The sequence below is a fragment of the Clostridium saccharoperbutylacetonicum N1-4(HMT) genome (assembly GCF_000340885.1).
Classification (GTDB): Bacteria; Bacillota; Clostridia; order Clostridiales; family Clostridiaceae; genus Clostridium; species Clostridium saccharoperbutylacetonicum.
In genome coordinates this window covers 3,153,806-3,179,899 of the sequence record NC_020291.1, presented here as the reverse complement: position 1 = coordinate 3,179,899, position 26,094 = coordinate 3,153,806, and the positions used below count along the sequence as shown (strand labels likewise).

Sequence of the window (26,094 nt, the reverse complement as noted above, 5' to 3'; positions counted from 1 at the left end):
ACTACAGACAAAATTGAATCTAGTATTATTTACTTTTTTCTACATACTCTATAACATCTTTGATTGTTTTCAATCCTTCCACATCTTCTATTTGAATTTCATACTTTTCTTCAAGATCAGTTATTATTTGAAATAAGTCTAATGAATCAGCACCTAATTCTTCAAAAGTTGTTTCTAATCTCACCTCTTTCTCTTCAATCCCTAATTGTTCACAAATCATTCCCCTAATTTCTTCAAATAACATAGTCAATTCCTCCATTTTTTTAATTTAATAATTCAACTCTATTTATGAAATAATATAAATAGAAATAAACCCATAATTTAACATGAAATTTATACAAATTTTAAAAATTTATGTTTTAATTGGATTATATAATAACAAAAAACATAATGCAACAAATATTTATTATTTTTGTTGCATTATGTTTTTTTAGCATAATATATTTTTTGAAAATAAAAGTTTTTTTAATTTCTTGTTAATTAGTGTTATAATCATTTATAATAACTAGTACAAAATTCAAATTAAGGTGGTTAAAATGAAATTCTTAACTAATGGTCAAAAACTTAAATCAACAAGAAAGTATTTAAAGATGAGGCAAGAAGATTTAACTGATGATAACATTACTAGAGGACTAATTAGTATGATTGAGATAGGGAAAAGAGATTTGAACAGCAAAGTTGCTTCAACTCTAGTTGAAAAATTTAAAAAAAGAGCTGAGGAACTTGATATTTCCTTAGACATAAGCTCTGAATTCTTACTACGATCTCCAGCAGAAGATGCTGAATTATATTGTTTTAAAAAAATTGAAGAAATTAATAATGTTACAGAAATAAATCAACTTCTAGAAATAGCTGATAAATTTAATTTAACAAGTATAAAAGCTATTTGTAATGAGAAATCAGGAGATTATTATTATAGTGAAAAAGATTACTATAATGCTTTTTTTTATTATAATTGTTCAATAGACATTTTAAAAAATATAAATCAAAATGAAAAAATAGCTCATCTATATTTAAAAGTTGGACTTTGCAATGCTATGTTATTAAGTTATGCACAAGCATTATCATTTTTTCATTTATCAAACGAATATGCAAAAATGTATAAGGATAAAACAATAGAAAAAAGATCGTTATACAACGGCTCAAAATGCTATATGGAATTAAAAAAAACTGAAGAAGCTTTAAAATATATTAATCTTTACCTGACTTTAATTAACAAGGAAAATGAATTTATTGACTATGTTAACGCTATCATCCTTAAAGCGAACTGCTATGAGGCTATGTTTAATTATGATATTGCAATAACTACATATCAGTCTTTATTAAATGAAATTACATCTGATATTCCTCCACTAGGATACATTTATAACAATCTAGGATTAGCGTATTTAAACAAGGATGATCTTACTAATAGTCTAAAATATTTTAATATGGCCGAAGAATTTAAATTAAAAACTAATACGACAAATTTATCTCATACAATCATTGAAAAATCAGGAGTTTTTATTAAGCAAGGTCTTTTAAATGATGCAATAGAATTAATAGAATCTGGACTAAGGCTAGCTGAAATTTATATTGATTATGAATATATATTAAAAGGAATTTCTGAACTTGCACGTATATATGAAATTCTGCATAGCACTTCAAAATTAAAAGAACTATACTTTAATCTTATTAAGATCCTTAACAAACTTAATAAACATAAAGAATTAACTATAATTTATAATAAGCTATCCATTATATATTTAGAAGAAAATAACATTGATGAAGCCAAAAAATATATATTAATGACATTAGAATTAAATAAAAATACACCACTTACAAACTATATTTCATAATAATTTAGATTTTAAATGTTAAATTTTAGTTAATGCCACAAAATTTAAATTATAATTGTTGCATTTTAAAAATATTTTGTAGTATAATGCAATTGAGGTGATAATATGAAAAAGAAATTAATAAAAGGCGTATCTCTATTTTTATCTTGCTTTGCGCTAACTCTAGTCTTAAATGCTACTACTGCAAAAACTAATAATTCAAACCCAGCAAAGGTGCATTTAGACGAAAGTGCTCCATGGGGCTAAAATTATTTAAATTTGTTAATACATATTCAAATAATTTTCAAGTCAATTATAACTAAGGATTTATGCCAATATACTTGACATAAATCCTTAGTTCATTTTTACATTTCTGTTATTTGGAAGGATTTATGTTAATAATGAAACTATATGCATTAAAAATAACTCAAAACATTCCACAACCATTATTTAATAATTTATTATCTTTTTTATCTGAAGAAAAACAAAAAAAAATTAATAAATTCATAAAAAAAGAAGATGCGGACAGGTCGTTAATTGGAGATATCTTAATTAGGGAAGCTCTACTTTGTGATTTTCAAATTCGAAATATAAAATTTAACTACAACGCATATGGTAAACCTTATTTAATAAATGATCCTCATATCTTTTTTAATATTTCACATTCTGGCGACTGGGTTGTATGTGCTATTAATGATTGCGAAATAGGCATTGATATAGAGAAGGTTGATAGATTTGATTTAGATATTGCAAAACATTTTTTTTCAGAAAAAGAGTATTTTAACCTTATTAAAATTGCTCCTCTAAAAAGAATAGAGCATTTTTATGATTTATGGACCTTAAAAGAAAGCTATATTAAAGCCTATGGTATGGGGTTAAATCTAGATTTGCGTTCCTTTTCAATTGAAATTCATAAAAATAAATTTATACTTCAGACAAAAAATGATTTTACAAATTGCTTCTTTAAACAATTTGATATTGATAAAAATTACAAACTTTCTGTTTGTACAATACAGGATTCCTTTCCAAGAGAAATTATATTAAAAAATTTATACTCTTTAAATCTACTTGAACAAATAAAAACTTAAAATAGGTATTAGATTGCACTCAATATCTGAACATTTAGTATTAGTGAAAGGAAAAATATAACTATGAAAGAAATCAAACTTTTTTGTTTCCCTTATGCTGGCGGTTCCTCAGTTATATATGAAAAATGGAGAAAATTTTTATATCCTTCAATTAAATTAATTCCTATAGAATATGCTGGTAGAGGAAATCGATTTAACAAACCTTTATTAGAAAACATAAATGATATTTTAGAAGATGTATTTCTTATTATAGAAAAAAATTTAGATAAAGGAGATGAATATTCATTATTTGGACATAGTATGGGCGCTCTTATTGCTTATGAACTTAGCTATAAATTAATATCTGAAAATTTCAATTCACCTACACATGTTTTCTTTTCAGGCAAACTAGCACCTCATATAGAAAATAGCTTTAACCCAATCAATAATTTAAACGATCTTGAATTTAAGCAAAAAATATTACAATTAGGAGGAACTCCAATAGAAGCTCTAAAAAATGAAGAATGGTCAAAACTTTTCCTTCCAATATTAAAAACAGATTTCAAAGCTGTAGAGAATTATATTTATTGTAAAAAAGACAAACTTTTACCTTGCAATTTCTCTATTTTATATGGTCAAGATGATTTTTTAACAGCTAGTAAAATTGAAGAATGGACATATCATACAAAAAAACAATGTAATTTTTTAAAATTTTCTGGAGGACATTTTTTCTTAAAAGACCACACTTCAGATATTACAACTTTAATTAACAATACTCTTTCTTTTAAATATTAATTATTATTTATATATTCACTTTTAAAAAAACTATTTTAAAAGCAACATAAAATGCTATAAACAAAGGAACCCACAAAAGTGAGTTCCATCATCATTTATATCTCTATACTTATTATTAATGTGACTATACTTGAAATGTACTTATACATTTCTTTAGCTCAGCAGCCAATATACTTAATTTTTCAACTTCATTTACAATATTTTCACTATAAGTTGCCTGCTCTTCTGTAGACGCAGTTACTTCCTGTGTACTTGCTGCTGTTTCTTCTGAAACAGCTAAAATTCTTTCCATATCTTGCTGAATATTTTCACCTGCATCTTTCACTCCATCCGTAAAATTAGAAACCTCCCTAATCTCTTTTGCTATTAGGTTAACATTTTTCAAAATATCATTAAATATTATTGAAGTATTTTCTACTGATTGATTTTGGCTATTAATAATTTCAGTTGCATTTTTAACACTATCAACTGCTGTATTCGTTGTATTTTGAATATCTTTTATAATTGCTTGAATTTTTCCAATTGATGCTTGAGATTCTTCTGCAAGTTTCCTAACTTGATCTGCTACAACTGCAAACCCTTTTCCCTGTTCTCCTGCTCTTGCAGCTTCAATAGCCGCATTTAATGCCAATAAATTTGTTTGCTCTGCAACACTTTCAATTACTTGTATAATTTGTCCAATTTGAACAGTCTTATCATTTAATACAAAAACTACTTTAGCTACTTCCTCAACTGCATTGGTGCTATCCTTCATCTTCAAATTTTGTGTCTCAACAATTCCGCTTCCAGTTTTAACTAAATCTTCTGCTTTAACTGATGATTCAAAAGAATTTTTACTGCTTTCTGCAATTTCATCAATAGATTCAACAATTTTGTTAATTGCACCTAATGTATTTTGAACGCTTCTTGCTTGTTCATCTCCTCCCATTGCTAATTGTGTTGTTGTATCAGCAATTTGGCCAGCGACCATTTCAGCTTGCTTCGATGAATCCAATACATCTTTAGATGAAACTGTTACATTATCTGCTGCTAAAGATATTTGCTTAACTAATATTATTAAATTTTCTCTCATATCTATAAATGCTTTCGATAATTCACCAATTTCTCCACCTATATTTGTATGAAAATCATACTTTAAATTCCCTTGAGATAATTGTTTTGCTGCTTGCGTCAATATTAGCAATGGTTTAACCATACTTTTAGATAAGATAATTCCAACTATAATTGTAATTGCTAAAATAACTACTCCTATACCTATCATTTTAATTTTAATATTATTAATTGTAGAAAATGCATCATCTTGAGTTTGTCTTACTACAACTGCCCACCCAGTAATTGGAACAGCAGTATAACTTCCGAATACTTCTTCACCTCCATATTCATAAGAAATTGCTCCAGCTTCACCACTTAAAGCTCTCTTTACAACTTCCATATCTGAAACATTAGTTCTCTCTTCTTTCATTTTTTGATCGGGATGCACTAATATTTGACCTTGCTTATCAGTTACAAACGCGTATCCAGTTTCTCCAATTTTAATTTTGTTTCTCATTTCATCTATTACAGCTAAATCCAAAGTCCCACCTAGAACACCTTGAAGCTGGTTATTTTCATTAAATATTGGTACAGCTATAACTGCTGCAGGTTTTCCTGTTGTTTTCGAGATTATAACATCACTAACTACTGTTTTTTTACTTGATAATGCTGTTTTTATGTAATCTCTATCTGACAAATCATCAAATTGAGTTTTTCCATCTGATCTTGCTATTTGCTTCCCTGAAGCATTAGTTACAAAGATAAGTACAAAATCTGAATGTTTTTTATTTATTTGAGCAAGAAGCTTTGTTTGATCTTCATTATTGTATAATTTTATGTCATTTGTTACTGCTGCAGATTCCAAGACTGAAGTATGTTCATTTAAAAACGCGTTAATTTTCTCACTTAATCCTGCTGATAATTCTTTTGTTGTATATGTTAGATTATTAGTGATAATAGAAACTTGTGAATTTGTTGAAATTATTCCTATTGTCACTGTAGATACAACAACAAGTACTATAAGTAATGAAATTATTTTTGTTCCTAATTTTAATTCCTTTATCAAAAAAATTCATCTCCCCGTATTTTTAATTTCTGTAAAATCATATTTAATAAAAATAATAGGCCTAATATGTTATTGGCCTAACTGCAGTTAATGCAAACACGGGAATAAGTAAAATTGTAATTAATTTATACCCTAATTTAGTATTATTTAATAATTTAACCACTTTTCTCACCTCTCATAAATAAATAATTTTAATTTTAAAAATTTTCAGACACTTAAATACAAAAAAATATATTTATATATAAAATATATCATAAAAATACCCATATTAGAATACAGTCTATGTATATTATAGTTATTTTTTGTATTTTTTGAACTCTTGATGCAAAATGTGTAATAATTAGTAAATACTTAATCTAATACTTTTTACCAAAGAAAAAACCGCAAATTTGCGGTTTTTCATTCTAAATCACAAGAATTATTCCAACAATTGAGAACAAACTTATAGTTTATCTATAACTTTATCGATAAATATCCTAACTAATTTAGGATCAAAATGACTTCCTGAATTTTTTAATAATTCTGCAATTGCCTCTTCTTTTTTTAATTTTTCTCTGTATTTTCTATTGTTTACTTCTGTTTCATAAGCATCTGCTATGCTTAAAATTCTTGCCATTAATGGTATTTCATCACTTTTAAGACCTTTAGGATAACCAGTACCATCATATCTTTCATGGTGTGCAAGAACACTTTCAGCTAAAAATGCTATATCACTTGAAGAAGAAACTATATGATATCCTATTTGTGGATGCTTCTTCATTTCTTCCCATTCTGCTTCATTTAACTTTCCAGGTTTATTTAAAATATCTTTTGATATAGCTACTTTTCCTATATCATGAATTTCCCCTAAAATTTCAAGTTCTGAAATTTTTTCTTTTGTCATTCCAATAGCTTCCCCTATTAACCTACAAATTTTTCTTGTATTCTTTGAATGCAATCCATCCTCTTCACTTTTTTCATGTAGAGTATTAATTATTAATTTCAGCGTCCTGCTTTTAGTACTTTTACTTTCAAGCATTTTTACTTTATACATCATTTCCTCAGCATTAGTAACTATCTTCATTATGTCTTCATCTTTGTCTTTTTTTGTATCATAGCCTAAAGAAATTGATATATTTAATAATTCTATGTTTTCCTTTAGACATTCTTCCTTTATTCTTTCACTTATTTGGGCAACATCTTCATATGAAGTTTTAGGTAGTAAAATAATAAATTCATCGCCACCCCATCTTACTAAAAGGTCGCTTTTCCTACAAATTCTTTTCATAATATCAGCTGCTGATTTAAGTAATCTATCTCCCATAAGATGTCCAAACGCATCATTGGTAAGTTTTAAACCATTTACATCTCCCATTATAATAGATAATGGATAATTATCCATTTTATCTATATTCTCTATTTGATTATTGAAAAAGGTTCTATTATAAGCTCCAGTTAAACTATCATGATAAGTTACATAATCAAGTTCTTTATCTTTGCTAATTTTTTCAGTTATGTCTTTAAAACTAATTACAATTCCATATATATCCCCATTACTATCTTTCACTGGAGATATACTATATTCTATTGGAACTTCTCTTCCTGTTTTTGATTTAATAATATTCTTTCTTTCCTTTAATACTCCACCTTTATTTATAAAATCAAAAATGTCTTTTCCAGTACCATCACATATTCCTATAATCTCAAATATATTTCCATCAGCCAATTCATTTTCCTTAAAACCTGTAATCAACTCCGCTGTCTCATTAATAATCTTAATTCGTCCAAACAAATCAGTTGCTATTATTCCTTCAGTAATTGATACAAGTATACTTTTAAAAACTTCTCTTTCCTTTATTTGATTAGCTACATCAATATAATAAGCAATGAAATAATATTTCTTTGGCGAATATGCTTGAACTTTATACCACTTTTTCATTTTTTTAGAAGACTGTTCAAATTCAACTTCTAAATTATTTATAGCAACATTCCCATAACTTTTAATTAACTCTAAATCACTATTATCCATACTAGGAAATAATTCCGTTATTTTTTTACCAATAATATCTTTCTTCTCTAAACCAATAAACTTTTCAAAGGCTTCATTAACCTCTATGTATTCATAATCAACCGGAACACCTTTGGCATCTAAAATTATTTTATGTAATGCATATCCAAAAGGTAACTCTTTTAATATTTTCTTATATTTTATACCATCAATCATTTATGTTCATCCTTTCAATTTTTACATTTGTTTTTTAGATCATATATAATTATAAGAGTATTTCCGTTTGTAAGAAAAACAATCAAATTAATGGCTGTTTTTATAATGATGTAGTTATTATAATAATCACATTATAACTTAATATGACATGATATGCTATATTTTTTATAATTATGAAAATAGTCCAATTCATTCATATCTATTGGTTAATAAAATAGGTACCTTAAAACTACTATCTTGTAATTTTAAGATACCTATTTTGAAATTTACAATATAAAATATACTGTATCTTTTATTCTTTGTTAGACAACCTCTATATTATTTGATCTAAATTTTCTCCATTACTTTCTATAACTTTTTTATACCAATAGAAAAAACCTTATCCTTATACCTACTAATATTTATCCTTAATAATCTTATAAATTTGTAATTATGATAACCTATTCGTAACTTCAAATACCTTTATATGTTTGAAGAGCATATTATGAATATTTTTTAATAGAAATCAATTGAATCACAATAATTATCAAACTTGTTAAGAGAGTAATAAAGATAATACTTTGAATTCCACTGATTGAAATCCTGATGGCAGCCAAACTTGAACCAATAGCAGTACCCAATTGAATCGCTGAACTATTAATGCTAATCATGAAATTAGATTTATTTTGTGTAACTTGTGCAATTCCAGTATTGAGTTGCAGTCCTGTAAACCAGGTACTCATTAACCAAAGTATTACAAAAAATATACATAACCACTTAACTGGTTGAGATACAAAAATCAATAGCATAAATACCAATTGAAGTACAGCTCCTAATAACAAAGATTTAACGTAACCTATGCGATCCGATACATAACCACCAATCAAATTACCTGTGAAACTAGCAATCCCTAGAATAACCAAAATAATACTCATCATAGTTTCAATTGATGGAAAAAGAATCAGTAAATAAGGCGTAACATAGTTATAAAATGCGCCATACCCAATAAACATAGCTGTAGAATATATGATGATCAATGAAGTTTTTCCATCCTTAAAATATTTCAATTCAGTTTTTAAATTTAGTTTTGTGGATTCATGATCACCTTCAGGTAGATACCTTTGAAAGTAAATGAGAGACAAAATCATAATAATGTTTAATATCCAGAAAATGCTGCGCCAATCAAGTAGAGATGATAAAAGACGTGTCAGTGGAATACCAATTACAAGTGCTAATGAGGATCCCATAATAAGAAAAGACATAGTACGACCTTGTCTTCCTTTGGCAGAAAGCGATAAAACCGTTGAAATAGCCAATGCTCCATAGCTATTGGCGGAAATCCCCATAGCAAGTCGAATTATTAGTAATTGTACAAAGTTTTGTGCAAAGACAAGTGCCAATGTCATCAGTATCGTAATAAATAAAATAATCTTCAACATCTTGATGCGTTCGATTTTCCTAAATAAGATCAAGGTAATAGGAACACCAAATGCAGCACCATACGAATACATGGTATTCAACAAACCGGAATTAGCTACCGAAATGTTCAGGGAAATGGCAACCTTATCTAAAATGCCATTAAACACAAATGCTGTCATTGTAATAACAAAGTTCATCAAGATAAAAACTGATAAAGTAATACTTGTTTTTTTCATATTGTTCTCCTTTCAAAATAGGTAAATCTAGTATGAAATAATACTGTAATTAGTTTGTCTTCTTCGATTAATACCGACCAAATAAATATTTTTCGGTATTTGATATTTCTATTTTTTCAAATTATTATGAGTTAATTTGAAATCTAATATGTCTAAATTTTCTTTCATTGCTATATGGATCACTCTTTCTTTGTTAATGAATATATGTAACAATCTAAGTCTTCAATTTGTCTTTGATCTTTATGAATTTTCTCAATAAGGATACATCTATATTTTCTTAATATCTGAATTTGACTCTTTAAATCATGTGCATATTCACACTTCAAATATAAATTAATCGTCTCTTGATCACATCCTAAATATTCCAAGTAAGTTAATATATTATCTTCACTTAACTTTTGATCATTCATATCATCATCTCCTTACTTATTATTCTAAATAAGCATGATAAAAAACACAAATACTTATAATTCATGATTTATTATACTTGAAAGGCATAGTAAATATTTTTATAATAATATAGAGGTGAAATTTATGGAGCTTAGAACTTTGCAATATTTTTTAACCATAGCAAGAGAAGAAAGTATTTCTGGTGCTGCAGAATACTTGCATATAACACAACCCACATTATCAAGACAAATGAAAGATTTAGAATCACAACTAGGAAAAGTATTATTTATTAGAGGAAAACGTCGAATAACTTTAACAGATGAAGGGATACTTTTAAGAAAACGTGCTGAAGAAATTATACATTTATTAGAACGGGCAGAATCTGAGGTTATGGCTAACGAAGAACTTTTAATTGGAGATCTTTATATCGGTTGTGGCGAGAGTGAAGGAATGCGTATTATTGCTAAATCAATGGATTCCATGCAAAAGAAACATCCTCTAGTTAAGTTCCACTTATTTAGCGGAAAAGCGGAGGAGATTGCGGAAAAAATTGATGCTGGATTACTAGATTTTGGTATTGTTATTGAACCAATAGATTTAACTCATTACGATTATTTAAGACTACCTTTTCATGATACATGGGGTGTACTAATGAAAAAAGATAGCCCTCTTGCCTCATTAGAAAAAATCACTCCAGAAGATTTACGAGGAATCCCATTGCTGTGTTCCAGCCAAGGAATGGTAAAGAATGAAATAGCAGGGTGGATTAGTGGAAACCAAAGAAAATTAAATATAATTGGAACCTATAATTTAATCTTTAATGCTTCATTAATGGTTGAAGAAGGAGATTATTATGCCTTATGTTTAGATAAAATAATTAACACTTCAGGTCAAAGCACTCTATGCTTTCGTCCGTTAGAACCAAATTTAGAAACCACTCTCATGATTATTTGGAGAAAATATCAGGTTTTCCCAAAAATTTCTGAAGCGTTTCTAAAAAAAGTACAAGAAGAAATAATTAAATAAAAACTAATGTAAATCATAAATTTTATTTAAAAATATTCTTGGTATATTAGTATTATTTTACAAATTAAGAAGCAAACGAAACAAGGACTTATTTTACTAAAATAAGTCCTAAAAAAATACTTCATTTATTAAAATACAAGCATTGGTACTACGAGACAGCTAAAAAGGCTGATACCTGTGATATACATAATAACATGCCATTAAAAGATATTCCTTAGTAATTTCACGATATTGTTCAGAAACCTAATAGAATTGATAATATCTCTTATAAAAATAATCTTTATTTTTCTTTTAAATTTGCTCCATTCGCAGCAATGACTTCTTTATACCAATTAAAACTTTTTTTCTTATATCTTTTTAACGTTCCACTACCATCATCATTTCTATCTACATATATAAAACCATATCTTTTCTTAAATTCAGCTGTTGATGCACTTACTAAATCTATACATCCCCAAGTAGTATATCCAATAAGTTCAACACCATCTTCAATAGCGTCTGCAACTTGAACTAAATGATCATTTAAATAGTTTATTCTATAATCATCATTTACAGTCATATTTCCATTTTCATCTATTATTAATTCATCCACAGCCCCTAGACCATTTTCTACTATAAATAGTGGTTTTTGATATCTGTCATATAGCTGATTTAAAATATATCTTAATCCTTCTGGGTCTATCTGCCATCCCCATTCAGATGCCTTTAAATATGGATTTGGTACTCCTGAAATTATATTTCCCTCTCCTTTTTTATTCTTATCAGTATCTGAAGTCGCGCATGAACTCATATAATAACTAAATGAAACAAAGTCTACTGTATTTTTTAGTATTTCTTCCTCTTCTGGTTCCATTTTTACTTCTATGTTATTTTCCTTAAAAAATTTATCCATATATCGTGGATATTTTCCTCTTACGTGAATATCTGCAAAGAAAAGATTTTCTCTATCTTGTTGCATTGTTTTAATAACATCACTTGGCATTGAAGATAATGGATAATTAGGTACTCCAAGAATCATACATCCAATTTTAAATTTTGGATTTATCTCGTGACCAATTTTAACTGCAAGTGCACTTGCCACTAATTCATGATGCATAGCTTGATATAAATCCTGTTTACTTAATTGTTCTTTTGGAGTCCATACACCTGCACTCATATAAGGTGAGTGCAATGCTGAATTTATTTCATTAAATGTAATCCAGTATTTTACCTTGTCTTTATATCTTGTGAATATTGTTTTAACATAATTTTCGAAGAATCCTATAAGCTTTCTATCAACCCATCCATCATAATTTTTAGAAAGAGCTAATGGTGTTTCATAATGTGAAATTGTAACTAAAGGCTCAATTCCATACTTAGCTAATTCATCAAATACGTTATCATAAAATTGCAGACCTTTTTCATTTGGTTCTTTATCATCACCATTTGGGAATATTCTTGACCATGCAATTGATAATCTAAATACCTTAAATCCCATTTCTGCAAATAGTTTTATATCTTCTTTATATCTGTGATAAAAATCAATTCCTATAAGCTTCATATTATCATCTGTTGGTTCAGCCGTTATAGGCCCCCTCAATCCCTTTGGCAATATATCTTGAATTGATAAACCTTTCCCATCTCCATTATATGCTCCTTCAAATTGATTTGCAGCAGTGGCCCCGCCCCACAAAAACCCTTCTGGAAATTTAATTGACATAACTCTACCTCCATTTATTAGTTAATATAATTTTATCTAAAATAAACTTGTATTTCCCACATCAACAGCAAAAGGAGGATTTAACCTCCTTTAATGCTTAAAGTTTATTCTATATTTTTACTTATTAAAATTAAGTTTTCCTGTTTCAGTGTTTCTACTATATTTCTTAAGGAAATTCCATTGATATTCTGCTTCTGGTTTGTAATTCCAATGAGCTAAATCCTTAACTGCTGCTAATTCCATAACCACTCCATTATTATTCGATAATGTTCCTACATACATATCCTTATCACCTAATTTAGTCCAACGTTGATTATCTAGAGCAATACCATAGTATTCATTAGCTTTCATATTCATTTCACTCACTGGTAATCCATTTACTTTTTCATAAGCTTGTAATGAACTAAAGATATGTACATTTTTATCTTCATCCCATACTTGTTTACCAAATAAGAATTGAGTTCCAAATTTACTGCTTCCATCTACAGGAATCATTTGGAAGAAGTCATGATCTCCACACATATATAATAATGGAACTTCTCCACCTTTATAAGTATCTGCTATTTTTGTAACTTCATCTGCAAATACATTAACTCCAGAAGTAATAGCTACACCTGCAAATATATTGCTATTCTTTAACCCTAATTTGAAAGATTCTGCACCACCAAGCGAAAGTCCATTTACATAAATTCTAGATGGGTCAATTTGAGGATATTTAACTTGTAAGTCTTTAATTAAATTTATAACTCCATCATCGCCTAAGCCATCAACATTGAAGTAATTAGAATCTTTTGATTGCCATTCAGGAGATACTACTATAAAGTTTTCTTTTGCAGCTAATTCAGGCCATCCTGTAGAATCGCCTTGGATTCTTGGGTCATTTTGATTTCCATGTAATGATATTACTAAAGGTACACTTTTAGCCTTACTTGATGTAACAGTGTTAGGTACATATTCAAACCAAGTATATTTTCCATTCATACCTGACACACTTTGATTAATTTCTTGATTATAAGTTATTCCTAAATCTTTAAAAATAGGCGTTTTTATCAATTCATAATCTTTAGTAGCACTTCTTGCACTAAGATTATAAAATTCTGCTGTATTATTATGTTGACGATAATTTTTTGATAAAACACTGTCCCATGCATTATTAAAAGCTTCTGCTAGGGTTTCTTGGTTTGATGCTACTGCTACAGCTTGCAATGGTTTATCTGCATTAGTATATAATGAATATTTATCACTTTTACTTTCTACTGTAGAATTATTTAACTGTTTATAATAATCAATTGCTGTATTCCCACTATTACTTAAATATACAGGTACTACATCAGTTTTGGCTACATTTTCATTTATTTGTCCACCATATAGCATCATACCTGCTACAAAATAGCATGATTGTGAAAGATAATTATTAGCAAATGTTGCACCATCATCAATTCCGATTATCTTTACATTGCTGATTGCTCCTCCAACTAAGTCTATAAAGGCTTCTTTATCATCATTTCCATATGTCTTACCATCTATTGGATTTACAACATATACTTGTCCTGCCCAATCTTGAACATTCTTTAATAATCCAAGTTTTGCAATTAACTCGTTAGCTTCTGCCTTAGTTTTATTGCCTGCAAAAATGTAATATTTAGGTGTTAAAATATCACTTCTTATTGATTGATATTTATCTTTAGCAGCATCATAAATATAGTAATTATAATTTGCTACTTTATCACTTTTTACTAAGTTTAATTTTCCAGAAATATCTGACGAATTACCTTGCCAAGCTCCATTAGCGCCTAATGCATACCCATCTATAGTTGTATTAGAAAGCATTTCTCCTGATCCTGTACAATAATACCAAATTCCATTATCATTAATCCATCCTGTTTGCATTACGCCAGAAGCATTTAGATAGTACCAATTATTTCTAATATTTTGCCACCCAGTAGCTTTAGTTCCATCTGCTTTGAAATATGACCAAGTTCCATCATCATTTTTTATCCAACCTGTTTTTACAACAACTGCTGTTTTATCTCCTGCTGGAGCTGTTGGAGGTATATCTATTACAGAATACATTTCATCATCTTGATTCCATACAATTATGCCACCAGGATTATCGACAGACATTTTATTCATACCGCCATCCACTTTATATAATTTCTCAAAGGCATCTTTGTTATTCCATTTCTTTATGTATCCTCCATCTAAAACAAAAAGTTGCCCACCTCCTGTTTGAAAATCATCGAAACTAGTATCGTCTTTATCACCTAAATCTATATAGCTATAACCATTTTCTGTTTTAAAGCTAACAGTTTGTGCGTATACTTTTTTGTTAGCTCCATCAATAAGAACACTTTGAAGTCCATATGGATTACCTGACATCATAGCATAACCAGAACCATCAGTACCCAAACCAAGTATGTTTTCTGTATTCCCATCTTTATCTGTAACAAAATAAGATTTTACATCCTTTGCATATTTTATTCCATCTACTTCTCCTGAATCTTGTGCTTTTGAAATACTTTGCATTACTTCTACATAATCATTAGAAGCAGCTTCATTAGCAGCATCACTATTTCCAGTACTATAATACGTAGCATCGGAACTGCCAAGTACAGCAGGATGGTGGTTATTTGTCGCACCAAAAACAACCGAATCTGTTATATTATGGAATAAACCATCTCCACCTACTTTTTCTTTTCTCCATATTGACAGTTCTGCTATTCTATAAAAATCATCCGGATTTTCACAATATGGTGAATCGTTGAATGGTGGTGCTCCAGGTGGTGGTACTTGAAATCCAGCTTTAATTTGAGCTCTATATTCATAGATTTTTCCATCTGCAGCCTTTGCATCATAAGTATCTCCTGTATTTTCAATAGTAATACTAGAACCTGTTGTAATATACACCTTAACCTTACCTACGTTATAATCTGCATCAACATAATTTCCATTAGGATCAGCATAAATTTTAGATTTTGTTTGCCCTATTAAACTCGGTGTTTTTAATTCATATTGATATTGGCTCCAAGTAGTTGTAGCCCCTCCAATAACACAATCTGCTGCTACAATTTTGCCTGTATATTCTGATTCTTTAAATCTACCATCATTATCGCTTTTTATTTTTTTCTCAAAGCCTCTGCTCTGTCATCTTTTATATTTTGATCAATATACTTTTCTGTCTTTTCTCCATTAGTCAAGTCTATATAATAGTCACCGTCGTTCATTTTTAGATATTTATCTTCAACAATATCATTTATTTCATCCCCAGGACTTGCATTATCTAATTTAGTATATTTTCCACCTGCAACATAATAAATTGCTTCATCTTCACCATTTATTTCCCCATCAATTATGGCTTTTCCTCCGCCTTTTACAATTGCATTATAGATAGTGCCTTCCTTAGCATCAAATTTTTTAATATCTGCTGCCATAACTGGAACTATCGATACAATTGATGCAGCAGCTACTAATAAACTTGTAACTTTTGTAACTCTTTTTAACATATACTTTCCCCCTGTATATTTATTTAAAATATATTTTATATAAATGAAATTTCTTTGATGATTGTTACAGCAAAGGAAATCCTTTTCATTTATGCATTTATTATAAAATATATTAAATTATTTGTGCACTCAATAAAATGCCACATAATTGTGGCACTTTATTAAGACATATACATTTTTACATATTTTTGTTCATATTTACTGATCCAATTACATTGCTTAACAAATAGAATACTACCACTTCCTTTTATAAATATTATTATACTCGAATAGGGATGTTATAAAATCTTACAACATCCTTAGCTTATATTTGCTTGTTTTTTTTACTTAACTATTTTCTCACTCAAAAATTCCACTGTTTGCCACTTTTTTCATTACGCATTATAGCTTTCGTATATTTTCACATTTACTTCCTCATTAAAAGCCGATATATCTATATAAACATATTTTTCATCTTCTTTTTCTATTTTGAATTCTTGAAGAGATTGTTTATATTTTTTATCTAAAACTAATAAACAAGACTCTAAATTAATAGGCTTTTCAATATGCAAGGAAATAATATTTTCATTTCTATTCCAATTACTCACAATATCACCTTGTATTGATTTATACCTACACTTAACAAAATCTATTTCTTTTTCAAAATATGGTTTTATAAATACATCCTTTGCACCATATGTTTTTTTAGAAATATTTATTCCTGCCAAGCCTTCATAGAACCATTGTATATATGAGCTATACATTGCATGATTATCTGAACCTGGTTCTCCATAAATGAAATACTCACTTAAAGTACTTTGACCTCTCTCAAGCATACTATAAAAAGTATTATCTCCTCTATTATTAATCCATTTATAAATAATATCTTGATGATTATATTTATTTAAAACTTCATATGTCATAAACATTCCAAAAATACCACAAGTCACATAATAATTTTTATCTTTTATTTTATCTGCAAATTCTTTTGCAAGCTTTTCAGGTTCATTCGCTAAATCAAAGAATAAAGCAAATGCATAACTTGTTTGGCTTTTATCTGCATAAGTACCATCATCATTTTTATATATACTAATAATCGTATCTTTTACTTCTTCTGCTTTAGTTCTATATTTAATATAATCTTCTTCATTACCGGTTATTTGAGCAAATTCAGATACTAAATATATGTGATAATAGTAAAAACAACTTGCTGTAAATTCAAGTGCAGGAGATTGTTTTCTGTTGTTAACTTCAACACCATCAACACTTCCCCAGTCACCTAAACAGCATTTTGATAAATACTCAAGACCAAGACTGATTAAGTAATCCACTTGATTTTTTACATACTTATATTCACTTTCTACAAGCCTTGCATTGCCGTAATATTCATAAGATTTTTTAATTATATAGGTATATACTAATTGCCATCCAAGTGGGCCTGCTCCATCTCCTGTACCATTACTTTTTATTCCCATATAAGGTGCTGTTTCTGGAACTCCTCCATTTTCTCTTATGTCGTACCTAAAATCCTTCATTACTTTTTCATATAAATTTTCTGTATCAAACATAAACATTTGAGAAGCTGCTAAACACACTAAATCTCCACCATATCCAAATCTCTCTCTTGCACAATCTTCAAAAAGTGAATGTATATTATTTAATTTTGTATCCCTTGCAACATAATATAATTTATTAAATAATTCATTTGAACACTCAAATGAACCAACTTCTTTTAATTTTGTATTTACATATATAGCTTTAATTTCATTAATATTTTCTATTTTTGTTCCTTTAACTTCAACGTATCTAAAAGAATGATAGGTAAATTTATTTACATAATGTGTTGTCCCATCATTTAAAATACATAGATCTCTTTGATCTGCAATTTTAGGCGTTCCAGGTCCTCCTGGTACTTGATCATCCCCAAAAAATCTTCCAACGAATCCTGCTAGAGTTGAAATTACATTTACTGTTCCATCTGGGTTTAAGTTTTCTCCATAAATTAATTCTACTTCTTGCCCAGCTTCTCCACTAAATCTAATATCAATAAATCCTTCTATTGTTTCTCCAAAATCTATTAATACATTTTTATTTTCATTTATTGTCACACTTTTAACCTCAACACTTTTAGTTTTTTCACTCTTTTCAATAAAGCTGGCATTTAATTTCCCACCTGGTGCTGTTGTTAATACAGCATTTTCCCATGTAATATCTACAGAATTTACTTCTTTCCAAGTTTCGTTAACTAATCTTGCATCAAATCTTTCACCTAAATATATATTATTAAAAAGATATTCCCCTTTAGCTGTTTCCCACGATTCATCTGTTGCTATAATCAACTTTTCATTGGAATTTGTGCTTATTCTTAAGTCAGCAATTAATTTTGGCTCTCCAATGTCTAATACATCTCTAAGATTATACTTTCCAAACAATGTTAATGGTGCTGGATTGTACCATCCATTTCCTAATTCTACAGAAATTATATTATCGCCCTTAGTTAAGTATTTACTGACCTCATACACATCATAGTAAACACATTTAGAATAATTCGTCCAATCAGTATTTAATTCAGCCTTTCCAACTTTTGTGCCATTTATATATACATTATAATATCCTAATCCAACAATATATAAAAAAGCTTCCTTTATTCCACTATTGACATCAAATTTCTTTCTAATTAAACAATTTCTATTATCCTTATAATAGTCGATTTCATTTTCTAATTTTTCACCATTTGATATCCATTTACCAACAAAGTCACCAAACACTGCTGTTCTGAATTTTGTACTTTTAATACAATTATCAAATTCACTCCATAATCTTATTAAAACTATATATTCTGTTTCTAGCTCTAATTGTAAATCTTTTATATAAATTATATTATCAGCAGAGCTTACTTTGTTGCCTTCATAAATATTAACATTTTCTTTTGCTATTATAATTTCATAAGCTGTTTGTTTTACATCTGTAATCCAACTTATCATTAATGAATTGGAATCTACTTTTATACATAAATCCTCATTATTAATTTTAATATTGCTCATTTCCATATTCGATAACTCCTCCTAATCCTAATGCACTCCTAAATGCTCAGTACTTTTTTTAACCAGTTATGAGCTAGTTCTGGCCATATTGCAATTCCTTTATCAGATTGTCTCTGTTTCTGCACTGCCAATTTCTTTATTTCTTCTTTGATTACATCCCTAGCCCGTGCACCTTTAGAAATCTCTCTAATCTTATTAAACGGAGAAGGCAATTCCATATTATTATCTATCATAAATTGTATATTTTCATAATATTGCTCCATAGTATAATCTCTACCGAAATTTCCAGATGCCCAATCTTCATTAGCTAAGGACATTCCATGTCCTCCATTTCCAAACACATGATGTTCAAAGGTTACTCCATGTTTCTTACATGCCTCTACATATAAATAACTATTTTCCACTGGTACAACGTCATCTGTTGCTGTCTGCCATAAAAATGTTGGAGGTGTATTCTTATTTACTTGCTTTTCTAACGACATATATTCTAATTCCTTCAAATTTGCATCTTCTCCTAAAAGTGCTTTAAATGAACCTTTATGAGCATATTCTCCTGAAGTAATAACCGGATATGATAAGATCACTGCATCTGGACGATTGTTTACCCCTTCATATTCTGAATCAAGAACTAGTTCTCTTGCATCGAAATGAACTGACAAGCTTCCAGTAACATGCCCTCCCGCAGAAAATCCGCATATAACTACCTTATTAGGGTCTACAGAAAATTGTTTTGCATTTTTTCTTACAAACTTAACAGCTTTGGATAGATCCTTCAAAGGCTGAAACTTTAACGGTGTTGTCATCAATAGATTTGTTGTATACGTAACAACAAATGTATTATATCCTTTATTATAAAACTCCTTTGCTACAATTTCAGCTTCTGTGTCTGATACTACACAATACCCTCCACCTGGAACTATTATCATAGCTGGCCTTAATTCAGTATCTTTTTCATGAATATAAGTAACGACATTGGGTATAAAGTTACCTTTAACAGAGTAAGTATGCTCTTCTTTTTCCCATAACAAATAAGTTTCATTAATCATTCCAATTACCTCCAATTATTTAATTTATGTATAATTAGAAGTTTTATTAAAAACCTTCCAAAATATCATAAGTTGTTCAATTGAGAAAAAGTTCTTATCTTAATTTAGCAAAATACCTAATAAGATAAGAACTTATTCAAATTATGCAGTTTCTAATTCTACTTTTCTTTCTTCCTCTACCGCTGTATTATCAGCCATTTTAAAGAACGGATACCAACATACGAATCTAATTACAAATGCTAAAACTTGAAACACAGCGATTCTCCAGCTGCCTTGTATAAATCCTGAAAGAAATATCGGTGTACCTGCTGGTGTATTTACACCTGCTACTGGTGGAATAATTCCAGCAACAGTGAAATAATAAGCCAATGCCATTATAACACCATCTAGTATTATATAAGGTATTGCGAAAGCAAAATTCATTACTAACGGAGCACCATACGCTAATGGTTCACCAATTGTAAATATTGCTGGAACAACAGCAACTTTACCTAAAGTTTTATATCTTGCACTTTTAGCCATGAATGCTAACATAATTGCAAATGGTAATAAGTTTCCTGCTGTGTAAGTCATAAAGAAAGCAAACCCTGTAACATTAGGTAATGCACTTCCTGACGAAAATGCAGCAAGCTGTTGAGCATCCATTGCCTGCCATATTGGAGCTACTACTCCTAATGTAACAGCATGACCATGAAGTCCAAGGAACCATAATAATGCTGCTAATTCAGCAACTATAACAACAGATCCAATTCCTGAACCTAATGAAGTTAAAGGTGCTTGTAAGAATGTATAAATTAATGTGTGTATACTTCCGAAACTAGTATTGCTAAATACTGCTGAAATAATTGTAAACATCGATAATATTATAATACCTGGAATTAAACTCGAAAATGATTTGGCAATAAATTCTGGAACACTGTCAGGTACTTTTATAACAATTCCGCCTTTGACAATAGCCACATATAATCTAGCTGTTACAAATGCAACAATCATTCCAGTAAACATTCCTTGAGAACCTAACCATTGATTAGAAATATTAAATGCTTGCCCCATAGGCCCCATTTCTCCCAAAGTATATGGTGTAAGAATAAAGAATGATACCATAGATAATAATCCAGCTGGAAATGCATCAACTTGAAAACTTTGTGCTAATGCATAAGCTACTGCAAATGCAACAAGTACTGCCATAAAGTTATTTGTAAAATTTATAGGCACATCAAAATATTTTGCCAGTCCATTACTTGCGATGAAATTTTGATATGCAGGGATTGGAAATATTTTTAGTAAAGTTGCAAAGGCACTCATTATTGTAGCAGGTAATATCATCATCATACCTTTCATTACGGCCTGCAAATATTTATTTTGTCCAATTGCAGCTGTTATTGGTTGTATTTTTTCTTGAACTTTGTCTAAATTAATAGCCATTTAAATTCCCCCTATTTTTTTATATATTATTAATATTGTTAATAATATTAACTTTTAATATTTTCGTATTAAAACCTTATTATAGTTTTTATACGATTACATAATCTATATGGGAACATAATTCCCATATTTTAAATACAATTTTATTTAGAGTTTGCATTTCTATAAACATCAATAAACTCTTGTGCTATAATTTTAAATGCATCTGCACTCATTAATTGATCTTCAGCATGCATCAGCATTAATGTTGGTATAACTGAATTTCCACTTGCTTCCTGTTGAATTAATTCAAAATGTGCATGATGACCTTCTATAAATATCTTTGCCCCTTCTTCTATAAGGGTATCGGCCTTTTCAAAATTTCCTTTTTTAGCTTCTCTAATTGCTTCAATATAATTACTTCTTGCTTCTCCTACTGCTGATATAATTTTGAAACTTATTAATTCTAATCCTTCCATTTATGCATCTCCTAATATTTGTTTTGCTCTACTAATAACTTTTCCACCATCCATCATTCCATACACCATCATGTCAATAACTTCCACTGGAACTGGATTAACTTTTTCTTTAACTTCACTTAGCATATATTTAACTTGTGGTCCTAAGAACACAATATCTGCCTCTTTAGCTACATTTGAAGCCTCTGCTGCTGCATATGCATTAATTTCACATTCATAATTTATTTTTTCAGCAGCTTGCCTCATTTTTGTTACTAAAGCACTTGTAGACATTCCTGCATTGCATAATAATACGATTTTTCTCATTACTACTACCTCTTTCTATAATTAACTATTTGCTTTGCCTTATGTACTTATAATAAAGTATGTTGATATATATGTTAACTCAATAAACTGCCACATAACTGTGGCATTTTATTAATCAATTATCTAATTTAAAATAATTTAAATTAATGCTTGTCAAAAAAAAATAGAATAAGCATTTCTACATATTCTATCTAACTAATTTAATATAATTATTATGGCATGTTATTTTAGATTGTGCTCATTCTTTATATATTTTAAGACTTTTTTCACATTCATAATTCCATAGTCACCTTCGTTAATTAATATTGTAGGTACACTATATGTTTTACTTATTTGCGAAATATCTTTGAAGGCATATTTTACTTGTGGTGCAAGAAGCACAACATCAACCTTATCTATATATTTTGATAATTCAAATATACCTATTGATGCTACAGTGTATTTTAAATTTTCTTCCTTTATCTCTTTTCGTAAGGCTCTGACAAATATACTCGATGACATTCCTTGGGAGCAACAAATTACTATTCTCATATATAAATTCTCCTTTTATAAAATAACTAAGCTTATTATTCGAATATATTGTCAATAGTATTTTCTCTTTCTTGCATAGCCATTTCTTTTATAATATCTTTAAAATTCTCTAAAGTTGGTTCCTTTTCTAATTTAACCATTGCCTTCTTATTAAAAACTAAAGCAGTTATGCTCTCATTAAATAAACTTAAAGATTCAGTATTATCCTTTTGTGTACTGATTAAAAACACAAACTTTACCTGTTGTTTATCCCATTTTATTGATTTCTCAAGCATTCCTATAGCTACAAAAGTTGAATTAGTTATAGGTGTAATCGGATGTGGCAGTGCAATATTATTGCCAAATTCTGTTGATGCCATCTCTTCCCTTTCCATAACTAAATTATAAAAATCTAATGGAATATCAATTTCTTTATTGATTGCATAACACATATTTTTAAGTACTTCTTCTTTTGTAGTTCCTTTTAAATCTTTAAAAAACAAGTTTTCCTTAAAGTATTCATTTATGAAAGAATAGTCATTTTCATTTTCAGCAAATATGTTTTTTATTAATTCAACATCGTTTTCATCTAAAAAATATTGTACATTAATGACAGGGATCTGAGTATTAATTACAATTGGAACAGTTGATATAATGTAATCATATTTACTTTGGTCTATATCTAATAATTCATATAGTTTTGCCACTTTTATATTATTAATATAGTTTTTGAATTTTTGTTTTAATTTATATAATAAAATTTGTGAACTTCCGGCTCCACTTGCACATACAACAATTATATTTTTACTTCTTACTTCTTCGTGAAGCCTTTCAAGAGCCAATGCAAAATGTAATGCAATATATCCAATTTCATTAACATTAACATCAAACTTTTTTACTTCCTTAATAATACTTCCAACATATAGAGATATTTCAAACGCTAATTGATTTTCATTTTTAATCTTATCAATTAAAGGATTATCAATATAAAGCCCATATTTTAAACGATTCATCATAGGTTGGAAATGCAGGGCTAAACAAGTAAATAGTTCAAAATTTTGTGAAAAATCTAATTTGAAGTTTTGTTTTATATGTTTAAATATATAATTCATCAGATCTTGGGTGTCCTGGCTAATCGCTAAAGCATCATTACTATATTGTAATGATTTTTTACCCAATAAATGAATTGTTATATAGTATATTTCCTTTTTAGGGAACTTTACATTGAATTGTGCTTCTAACTTACTTACAAGTAAACATGCTATTTTGAATTCTTTTTCATATTCTAGATTTTTATAGATATCTTCAATTTTTTCATCCTCGATTGATTTATCAATTCTCATTAGTACAATTACAAGATGTATCACAAGATTTTGAAAACCTATATCCGTAAGTGTAAAATCAGTTTTAGTGATAGTATCATACAATATTTTATTAATAAGCTCTTTATTCTCTTCTTTTACTGTATTTAAGACAACAGTATCATATGTGTCTGTGTAAAAATAATATTTTGAAATACATGCTCTTTTATTAAATTCTTCGCCAATAATTTTCATTCCATAGTTAGGTTTATTTTCAATATCTAAATGATAATATTCAAGCCTTTCCCTAACTTCTTTTAAATCATTTGTTAAAGTTGAACGACTTACAAAAAGTTGTTCCTCTAATTCTTCTATTTTTATATAGTTATCAGTACTTAACAATAATTTTATTAAATAATTTATTCTCTCTTCTGGATAAACTGGTATTAAATACTGCCCTTGCGTTTCGTTTTTTACAATTTCTTGAATAAATTTATAATATAAATCTTTATCAAAAATCTCAAAGGAATATCCAACTCCTGGTTTAGATACTAATACAACCCCATTTTCTGAAAATATTGATTTATACTTTTTAATATCATTCCGTAAAGTTCTTGGTGCAATATCTAATTTCTCACATATCTCCTCACTTTTCAAAGGAGCTTTACTATTAGAAAGTAATTTAAATAATTTTAAAAAACGTTTATCGTTTAAATACATACGCTCACCTGCCTATACGTATTATATATTATTATTTTTCTTAATACAGCTTCTGTTCAAGCAAAGTTTTGCCACAGTATTATGGCAAAACTTTATTAACTAAATCTATTTTGAATACATACTGTTTTTTATAATCCAAACTTCTTTACAACATACATCCTTTTATTAGACTTACTTATTAACTTTTTCTTTTGAATAAATTATATTTCCAAATTTACCATCAATACGCTCAAATTTTTCATTTGCCTTTTTTGCAATATATGCTCTCTGACCCATAAAATCAAATGGTATATCATCAGAATTTCCAGTCTTAATATCCTCGCACAAACTAATAATATTTTCTAATAATTCCTTTGGTGCATCACCTGTTCCATGAGATAAAAGTATCTTATCAAATTTTCCTTCAGTTTTTGATAATAAATCTTTCATGGATTTTTCATAACTAGTTATCCCAAGGGAATATTTATCAAATAGAAAAGTTGCTTGATTTGCCGCATCTCCAGTCATTAATATTCTATCTTCCTTAAAAAGAACTGCCATTTGTCCTTTTGTATGCCCTGCTGCATTATAAATTTCTAAGGTTATTCCTCCGAGGTCAAATGTATCACCTTCTCTTAATTCCTTATAAACTGAGGAGCTCTTTGGTTGTACATAATCACTCTCTATAATCTTATCAAAATCTCTGTATTGGGCTTGAACATAACCTTTACGCACTTCAAAATCAATATGTTCCTTATAAACTTCATCATCAGCATGATTCATGTATACTTCTTCAAAATTTGGCGCTCCAGATGCGTGATCTACATGTCCATGAGTAATAATTACTACAATCGGCTTATCCGTAAGTTCTTTAACATATTCGCATAAATTACCAACACCAGTTCCAGTATCTATAAGCGCTGCTTTATTATTTCCTTGTGCTAAATACATTAATTCACCAGTTGTACCAAAAATTCTAGTAATACTCTCTGAAATTTTTTCAACTTTAAAAAAATCTAATACTTTCATATCATACCTCCATATTCTTTTTTAAAATTGCTATCAGCATACCAAATAATATTGATAAAAATGCT

At 28.6% G+C, this 26,094-nt stretch carries 21 protein-coding genes; 5 read left to right on the top strand and 16 right to left on the bottom strand.

Features of this window, described 5'->3' with window-relative positions:
* Positions 1–25: 25 nt before the first annotated feature.
* Entirely contained in the window at positions 26–244 is a 219-nt protein-coding gene (locus tag CSPA_RS14235; protein ID WP_015393007.1) for an acyl carrier protein, read from the bottom strand.
* 292 nt (positions 245–536) lie between these two features.
* On the opposite strand from CSPA_RS14235, the gene CSPA_RS14230 reads away from it, so the two are divergent.
* From CSPA_RS14230 to CSPA_RS14220, 4 genes are all read left to right on the top strand, one after another.
* Positions 537–1,838 (top strand): helix-turn-helix domain-containing protein, encoded by a 1,302-nt coding sequence (locus CSPA_RS14230; RefSeq protein WP_015393006.1) that lies wholly within the window; start codon positions 537–539, stop codon positions 1,836–1,838.
* Between the two features lie 105 nt (positions 1,839–1,943).
* The gene (locus CSPA_RS30170) at positions 1,944–2,084 is read left to right on the top strand and encodes a hypothetical protein (RefSeq protein ID WP_015393005.1); all 141 of its coding nucleotides are present in this window, start codon (positions 1,944–1,946) and stop codon (positions 2,082–2,084) included.
* A 125-nt stretch (positions 2,085–2,209) separates the two neighbouring features.
* Complete coding sequence (locus CSPA_RS14225; protein WP_241425115.1) at positions 2,210–2,905, top strand: 4'-phosphopantetheinyl transferase family protein; 696 nt, start codon at positions 2,210–2,212, stop codon at positions 2,903–2,905.
* Between the two features lie 63 nt (positions 2,906–2,968).
* Positions 2,969–3,679: a thioesterase II family protein gene (locus CSPA_RS14220; RefSeq protein WP_015393003.1), complete on the top strand. Its 711-nt coding sequence runs from the start codon at positions 2,969–2,971 to the stop codon at positions 3,677–3,679.
* A gap of 124 nt (positions 3,680–3,803) precedes the next feature.
* Here the strand turns inward: CSPA_RS14220 and CSPA_RS14215 are convergent, their stop codons facing one another.
* From CSPA_RS14215 to CSPA_RS14200, 4 genes are all read right to left on the bottom strand, one after another.
* Complete coding sequence (locus CSPA_RS14215) at positions 3,804–5,777, bottom strand: methyl-accepting chemotaxis protein (RefSeq protein ID WP_015393002.1); 1,974 nt, start codon at positions 5,775–5,777, stop codon at positions 3,804–3,806.
* 442 nt (positions 5,778–6,219) lie between these two features.
* The gene (locus CSPA_RS14210; protein WP_015393001.1) at positions 6,220–7,980 is read right to left on the bottom strand and encodes an HD-GYP domain-containing protein; all 1,761 of its coding nucleotides are present in this window, start codon (positions 7,978–7,980) and stop codon (positions 6,220–6,222) included.
* Positions 7,981–8,462: 482 nt separating this feature from the next.
* Positions 8,463–9,614 (bottom strand): MFS transporter, encoded by a 1,152-nt coding sequence (locus CSPA_RS14205; protein WP_015393000.1) that lies wholly within the window; start codon positions 9,612–9,614, stop codon positions 8,463–8,465.
* Between the two features lie 179 nt (positions 9,615–9,793).
* Positions 9,794–10,024: a hypothetical protein gene (locus tag CSPA_RS14200; protein ID WP_015392999.1), complete on the bottom strand. Its 231-nt coding sequence runs from the start codon at positions 10,022–10,024 to the stop codon at positions 9,794–9,796.
* A gap of 124 nt (positions 10,025–10,148) precedes the next feature.
* Between CSPA_RS14200 and CSPA_RS14195 the strand changes: the two genes are divergently transcribed.
* Positions 10,149–11,030, top strand: a complete 882-nt coding sequence (locus tag CSPA_RS14195; protein ID WP_015392998.1) for a LysR family transcriptional regulator — start codon at positions 10,149–10,151, stop codon at positions 11,028–11,030.
* Positions 11,031–11,310: 280 nt separating this feature from the next.
* On the opposite strand, the gene CSPA_RS14190 is transcribed toward CSPA_RS14195, so the two are convergent.
* The 11 genes from CSPA_RS14190 to CSPA_RS14145 form a co-directional block, all read right to left on the bottom strand.
* A complete protein-coding gene (locus CSPA_RS14190; protein ID WP_015392997.1) occupies positions 11,311–12,729 on the bottom strand; it encodes a glycoside hydrolase family 1 protein in 1,419 nt (472 codons plus the stop codon).
* Positions 12,730–12,846: 117 nt separating this feature from the next.
* On the bottom strand, positions 12,847–15,636 hold the full coding sequence (locus tag CSPA_RS14185) for a CE1 family esterase (protein WP_015392996.1): 2,790 nt from the start codon (positions 15,634–15,636) through the stop codon (positions 12,847–12,849).
* A 209-nt stretch (positions 15,637–15,845) separates the two neighbouring features.
* Positions 15,846–16,232, bottom strand: a complete 387-nt coding sequence (locus tag CSPA_RS30575) for a hypothetical protein (RefSeq protein WP_015392995.1) — start codon at positions 16,230–16,232, stop codon at positions 15,846–15,848.
* 374 nt (positions 16,233–16,606) lie between these two features.
* Positions 16,607–19,261 carry a family 78 glycoside hydrolase catalytic domain gene (locus CSPA_RS14180; RefSeq protein ID WP_015392994.1) on the bottom strand — a complete coding sequence of 885 codons (2,655 nt, stop codon included), beginning with the start codon at positions 19,259–19,261 and terminating at the stop codon, positions 16,607–16,609.
* A 32-nt stretch (positions 19,262–19,293) separates the two neighbouring features.
* On the bottom strand, positions 19,294–20,301 hold the full coding sequence (locus tag CSPA_RS14175; RefSeq protein WP_015392993.1) for an alpha/beta hydrolase: 1,008 nt from the start codon (positions 20,299–20,301) through the stop codon (positions 19,294–19,296).
* A 141-nt stretch (positions 20,302–20,442) separates the two neighbouring features.
* Positions 20,443–21,726: a PTS sugar transporter subunit IIC gene (locus tag CSPA_RS14170; RefSeq protein WP_015392992.1), complete on the bottom strand. Its 1,284-nt coding sequence runs from the start codon at positions 21,724–21,726 to the stop codon at positions 20,443–20,445.
* A gap of 143 nt (positions 21,727–21,869) precedes the next feature.
* Complete coding sequence (locus tag CSPA_RS14165) at positions 21,870–22,184, bottom strand: PTS sugar transporter subunit IIA (protein ID WP_015392991.1); 315 nt, start codon at positions 22,182–22,184, stop codon at positions 21,870–21,872.
* Complete coding sequence (locus tag CSPA_RS14160) at positions 22,185–22,490, bottom strand: PTS sugar transporter subunit IIB (RefSeq protein WP_015392990.1); 306 nt, start codon at positions 22,488–22,490, stop codon at positions 22,185–22,187. It abuts the gene before it with no gap.
* 222 nt (positions 22,491–22,712) lie between these two features.
* Positions 22,713–23,021: a PTS sugar transporter subunit IIB gene (locus CSPA_RS14155; protein WP_015392989.1), complete on the bottom strand. Its 309-nt coding sequence runs from the start codon at positions 23,019–23,021 to the stop codon at positions 22,713–22,715.
* 35 nt (positions 23,022–23,056) lie between these two features.
* Positions 23,057–25,021 carry a BglG family transcription antiterminator gene (locus CSPA_RS14150; RefSeq protein WP_015392988.1) on the bottom strand — a complete coding sequence of 655 codons (1,965 nt, stop codon included), beginning with the start codon at positions 25,019–25,021 and terminating at the stop codon, positions 23,057–23,059.
* A gap of 171 nt (positions 25,022–25,192) precedes the next feature.
* Positions 25,193–26,029: an MBL fold metallo-hydrolase gene (locus CSPA_RS14145; RefSeq protein ID WP_015392987.1), complete on the bottom strand. Its 837-nt coding sequence runs from the start codon at positions 26,027–26,029 to the stop codon at positions 25,193–25,195.
* Positions 26,030–26,094 lie beyond the last annotated feature (65 nt).

Bases quoted from the DNA above. Each gene is read 5' to 3' on its own strand.
- CSPA_RS14205 (WP_015393000.1), bottom strand. From the start codon at position 9,614: ATGAAAAAAACAAGTATTACTTTATCAGTTTTTATCTTGATGAACTTT.
- CSPA_RS30575 (WP_015392995.1), bottom strand. From the start codon at position 16,232: ATGTTAAAAAGAGTTACAAAAGTTACAAGTTTATTAGTAGCTGCTGCA.
- CSPA_RS14145 (WP_015392987.1), bottom strand. From the start codon at position 26,029: ATGAAAGTATTAGATTTTTTTAAAGTTGAAAAAATTTCAGAGAGTATT.
- CSPA_RS14160 (WP_015392990.1), bottom strand. From the start codon at position 22,490: ATGAGAAAAATCGTATTATTATGCAATGCAGGAATGTCTACAAGTGCT.
- CSPA_RS14230 (WP_015393006.1), top strand. From the start codon at position 537: ATGAAATTCTTAACTAATGGTCAAAAACTTAAATCAACAAGAAAGTAT.
- CSPA_RS14175 (WP_015392993.1), bottom strand. From the start codon at position 20,301: ATGATTAATGAAACTTATTTGTTATGGGAAAAAGAAGAGCATACTTAC.
- CSPA_RS14210 (WP_015393001.1), bottom strand. From the start codon at position 7,980: ATGATTGATGGTATAAAATATAAGAAAATATTAAAAGAGTTACCTTTT.
- CSPA_RS14195 (WP_015392998.1), top strand. From the start codon at position 10,149: ATGGAGCTTAGAACTTTGCAATATTTTTTAACCATAGCAAGAGAAGAA.
- CSPA_RS30170 (WP_015393005.1), top strand. From the start codon at position 1,944: ATGAAAAAGAAATTAATAAAAGGCGTATCTCTATTTTTATCTTGCTTT.
- CSPA_RS14180 (WP_015392994.1), bottom strand. From the start codon at position 19,261: ATGGAAATGAGCAATATTAAAATTAATAATGAGGATTTATGTATAAAA.
- CSPA_RS14165 (WP_015392991.1), bottom strand. From the start codon at position 22,184: ATGGAAGGATTAGAATTAATAAGTTTCAAAATTATATCAGCAGTAGGA.
- CSPA_RS14220 (WP_015393003.1), top strand. From the start codon at position 2,969: ATGAAAGAAATCAAACTTTTTTGTTTCCCTTATGCTGGCGGTTCCTCA.
- CSPA_RS14200 (WP_015392999.1), bottom strand. From the start codon at position 10,024: ATGAATGATCAAAAGTTAAGTGAAGATAATATATTAACTTACTTGGAA.
- CSPA_RS14155 (WP_015392989.1), bottom strand. From the start codon at position 23,021: ATGAGAATAGTAATTTGTTGCTCCCAAGGAATGTCATCGAGTATATTT.
- CSPA_RS14225 (WP_241425115.1), top strand. From the start codon at position 2,210: ATGTTAATAATGAAACTATATGCATTAAAAATAACTCAAAACATTCCA.
- CSPA_RS14190 (WP_015392997.1), bottom strand. From the start codon at position 12,729: ATGTCAATTAAATTTCCAGAAGGGTTTTTGTGGGGCGGGGCCACTGCT.
- CSPA_RS14150 (WP_015392988.1), bottom strand. From the start codon at position 25,021: ATGTATTTAAACGATAAACGTTTTTTAAAATTATTTAAATTACTTTCT.
- CSPA_RS14235 (WP_015393007.1), bottom strand. From the start codon at position 244: ATGTTATTTGAAGAAATTAGGGGAATGATTTGTGAACAATTAGGGATT.
- CSPA_RS14170 (WP_015392992.1), bottom strand. From the start codon at position 21,726: ATGGCTATTAATTTAGACAAAGTTCAAGAAAAAATACAACCAATAACA.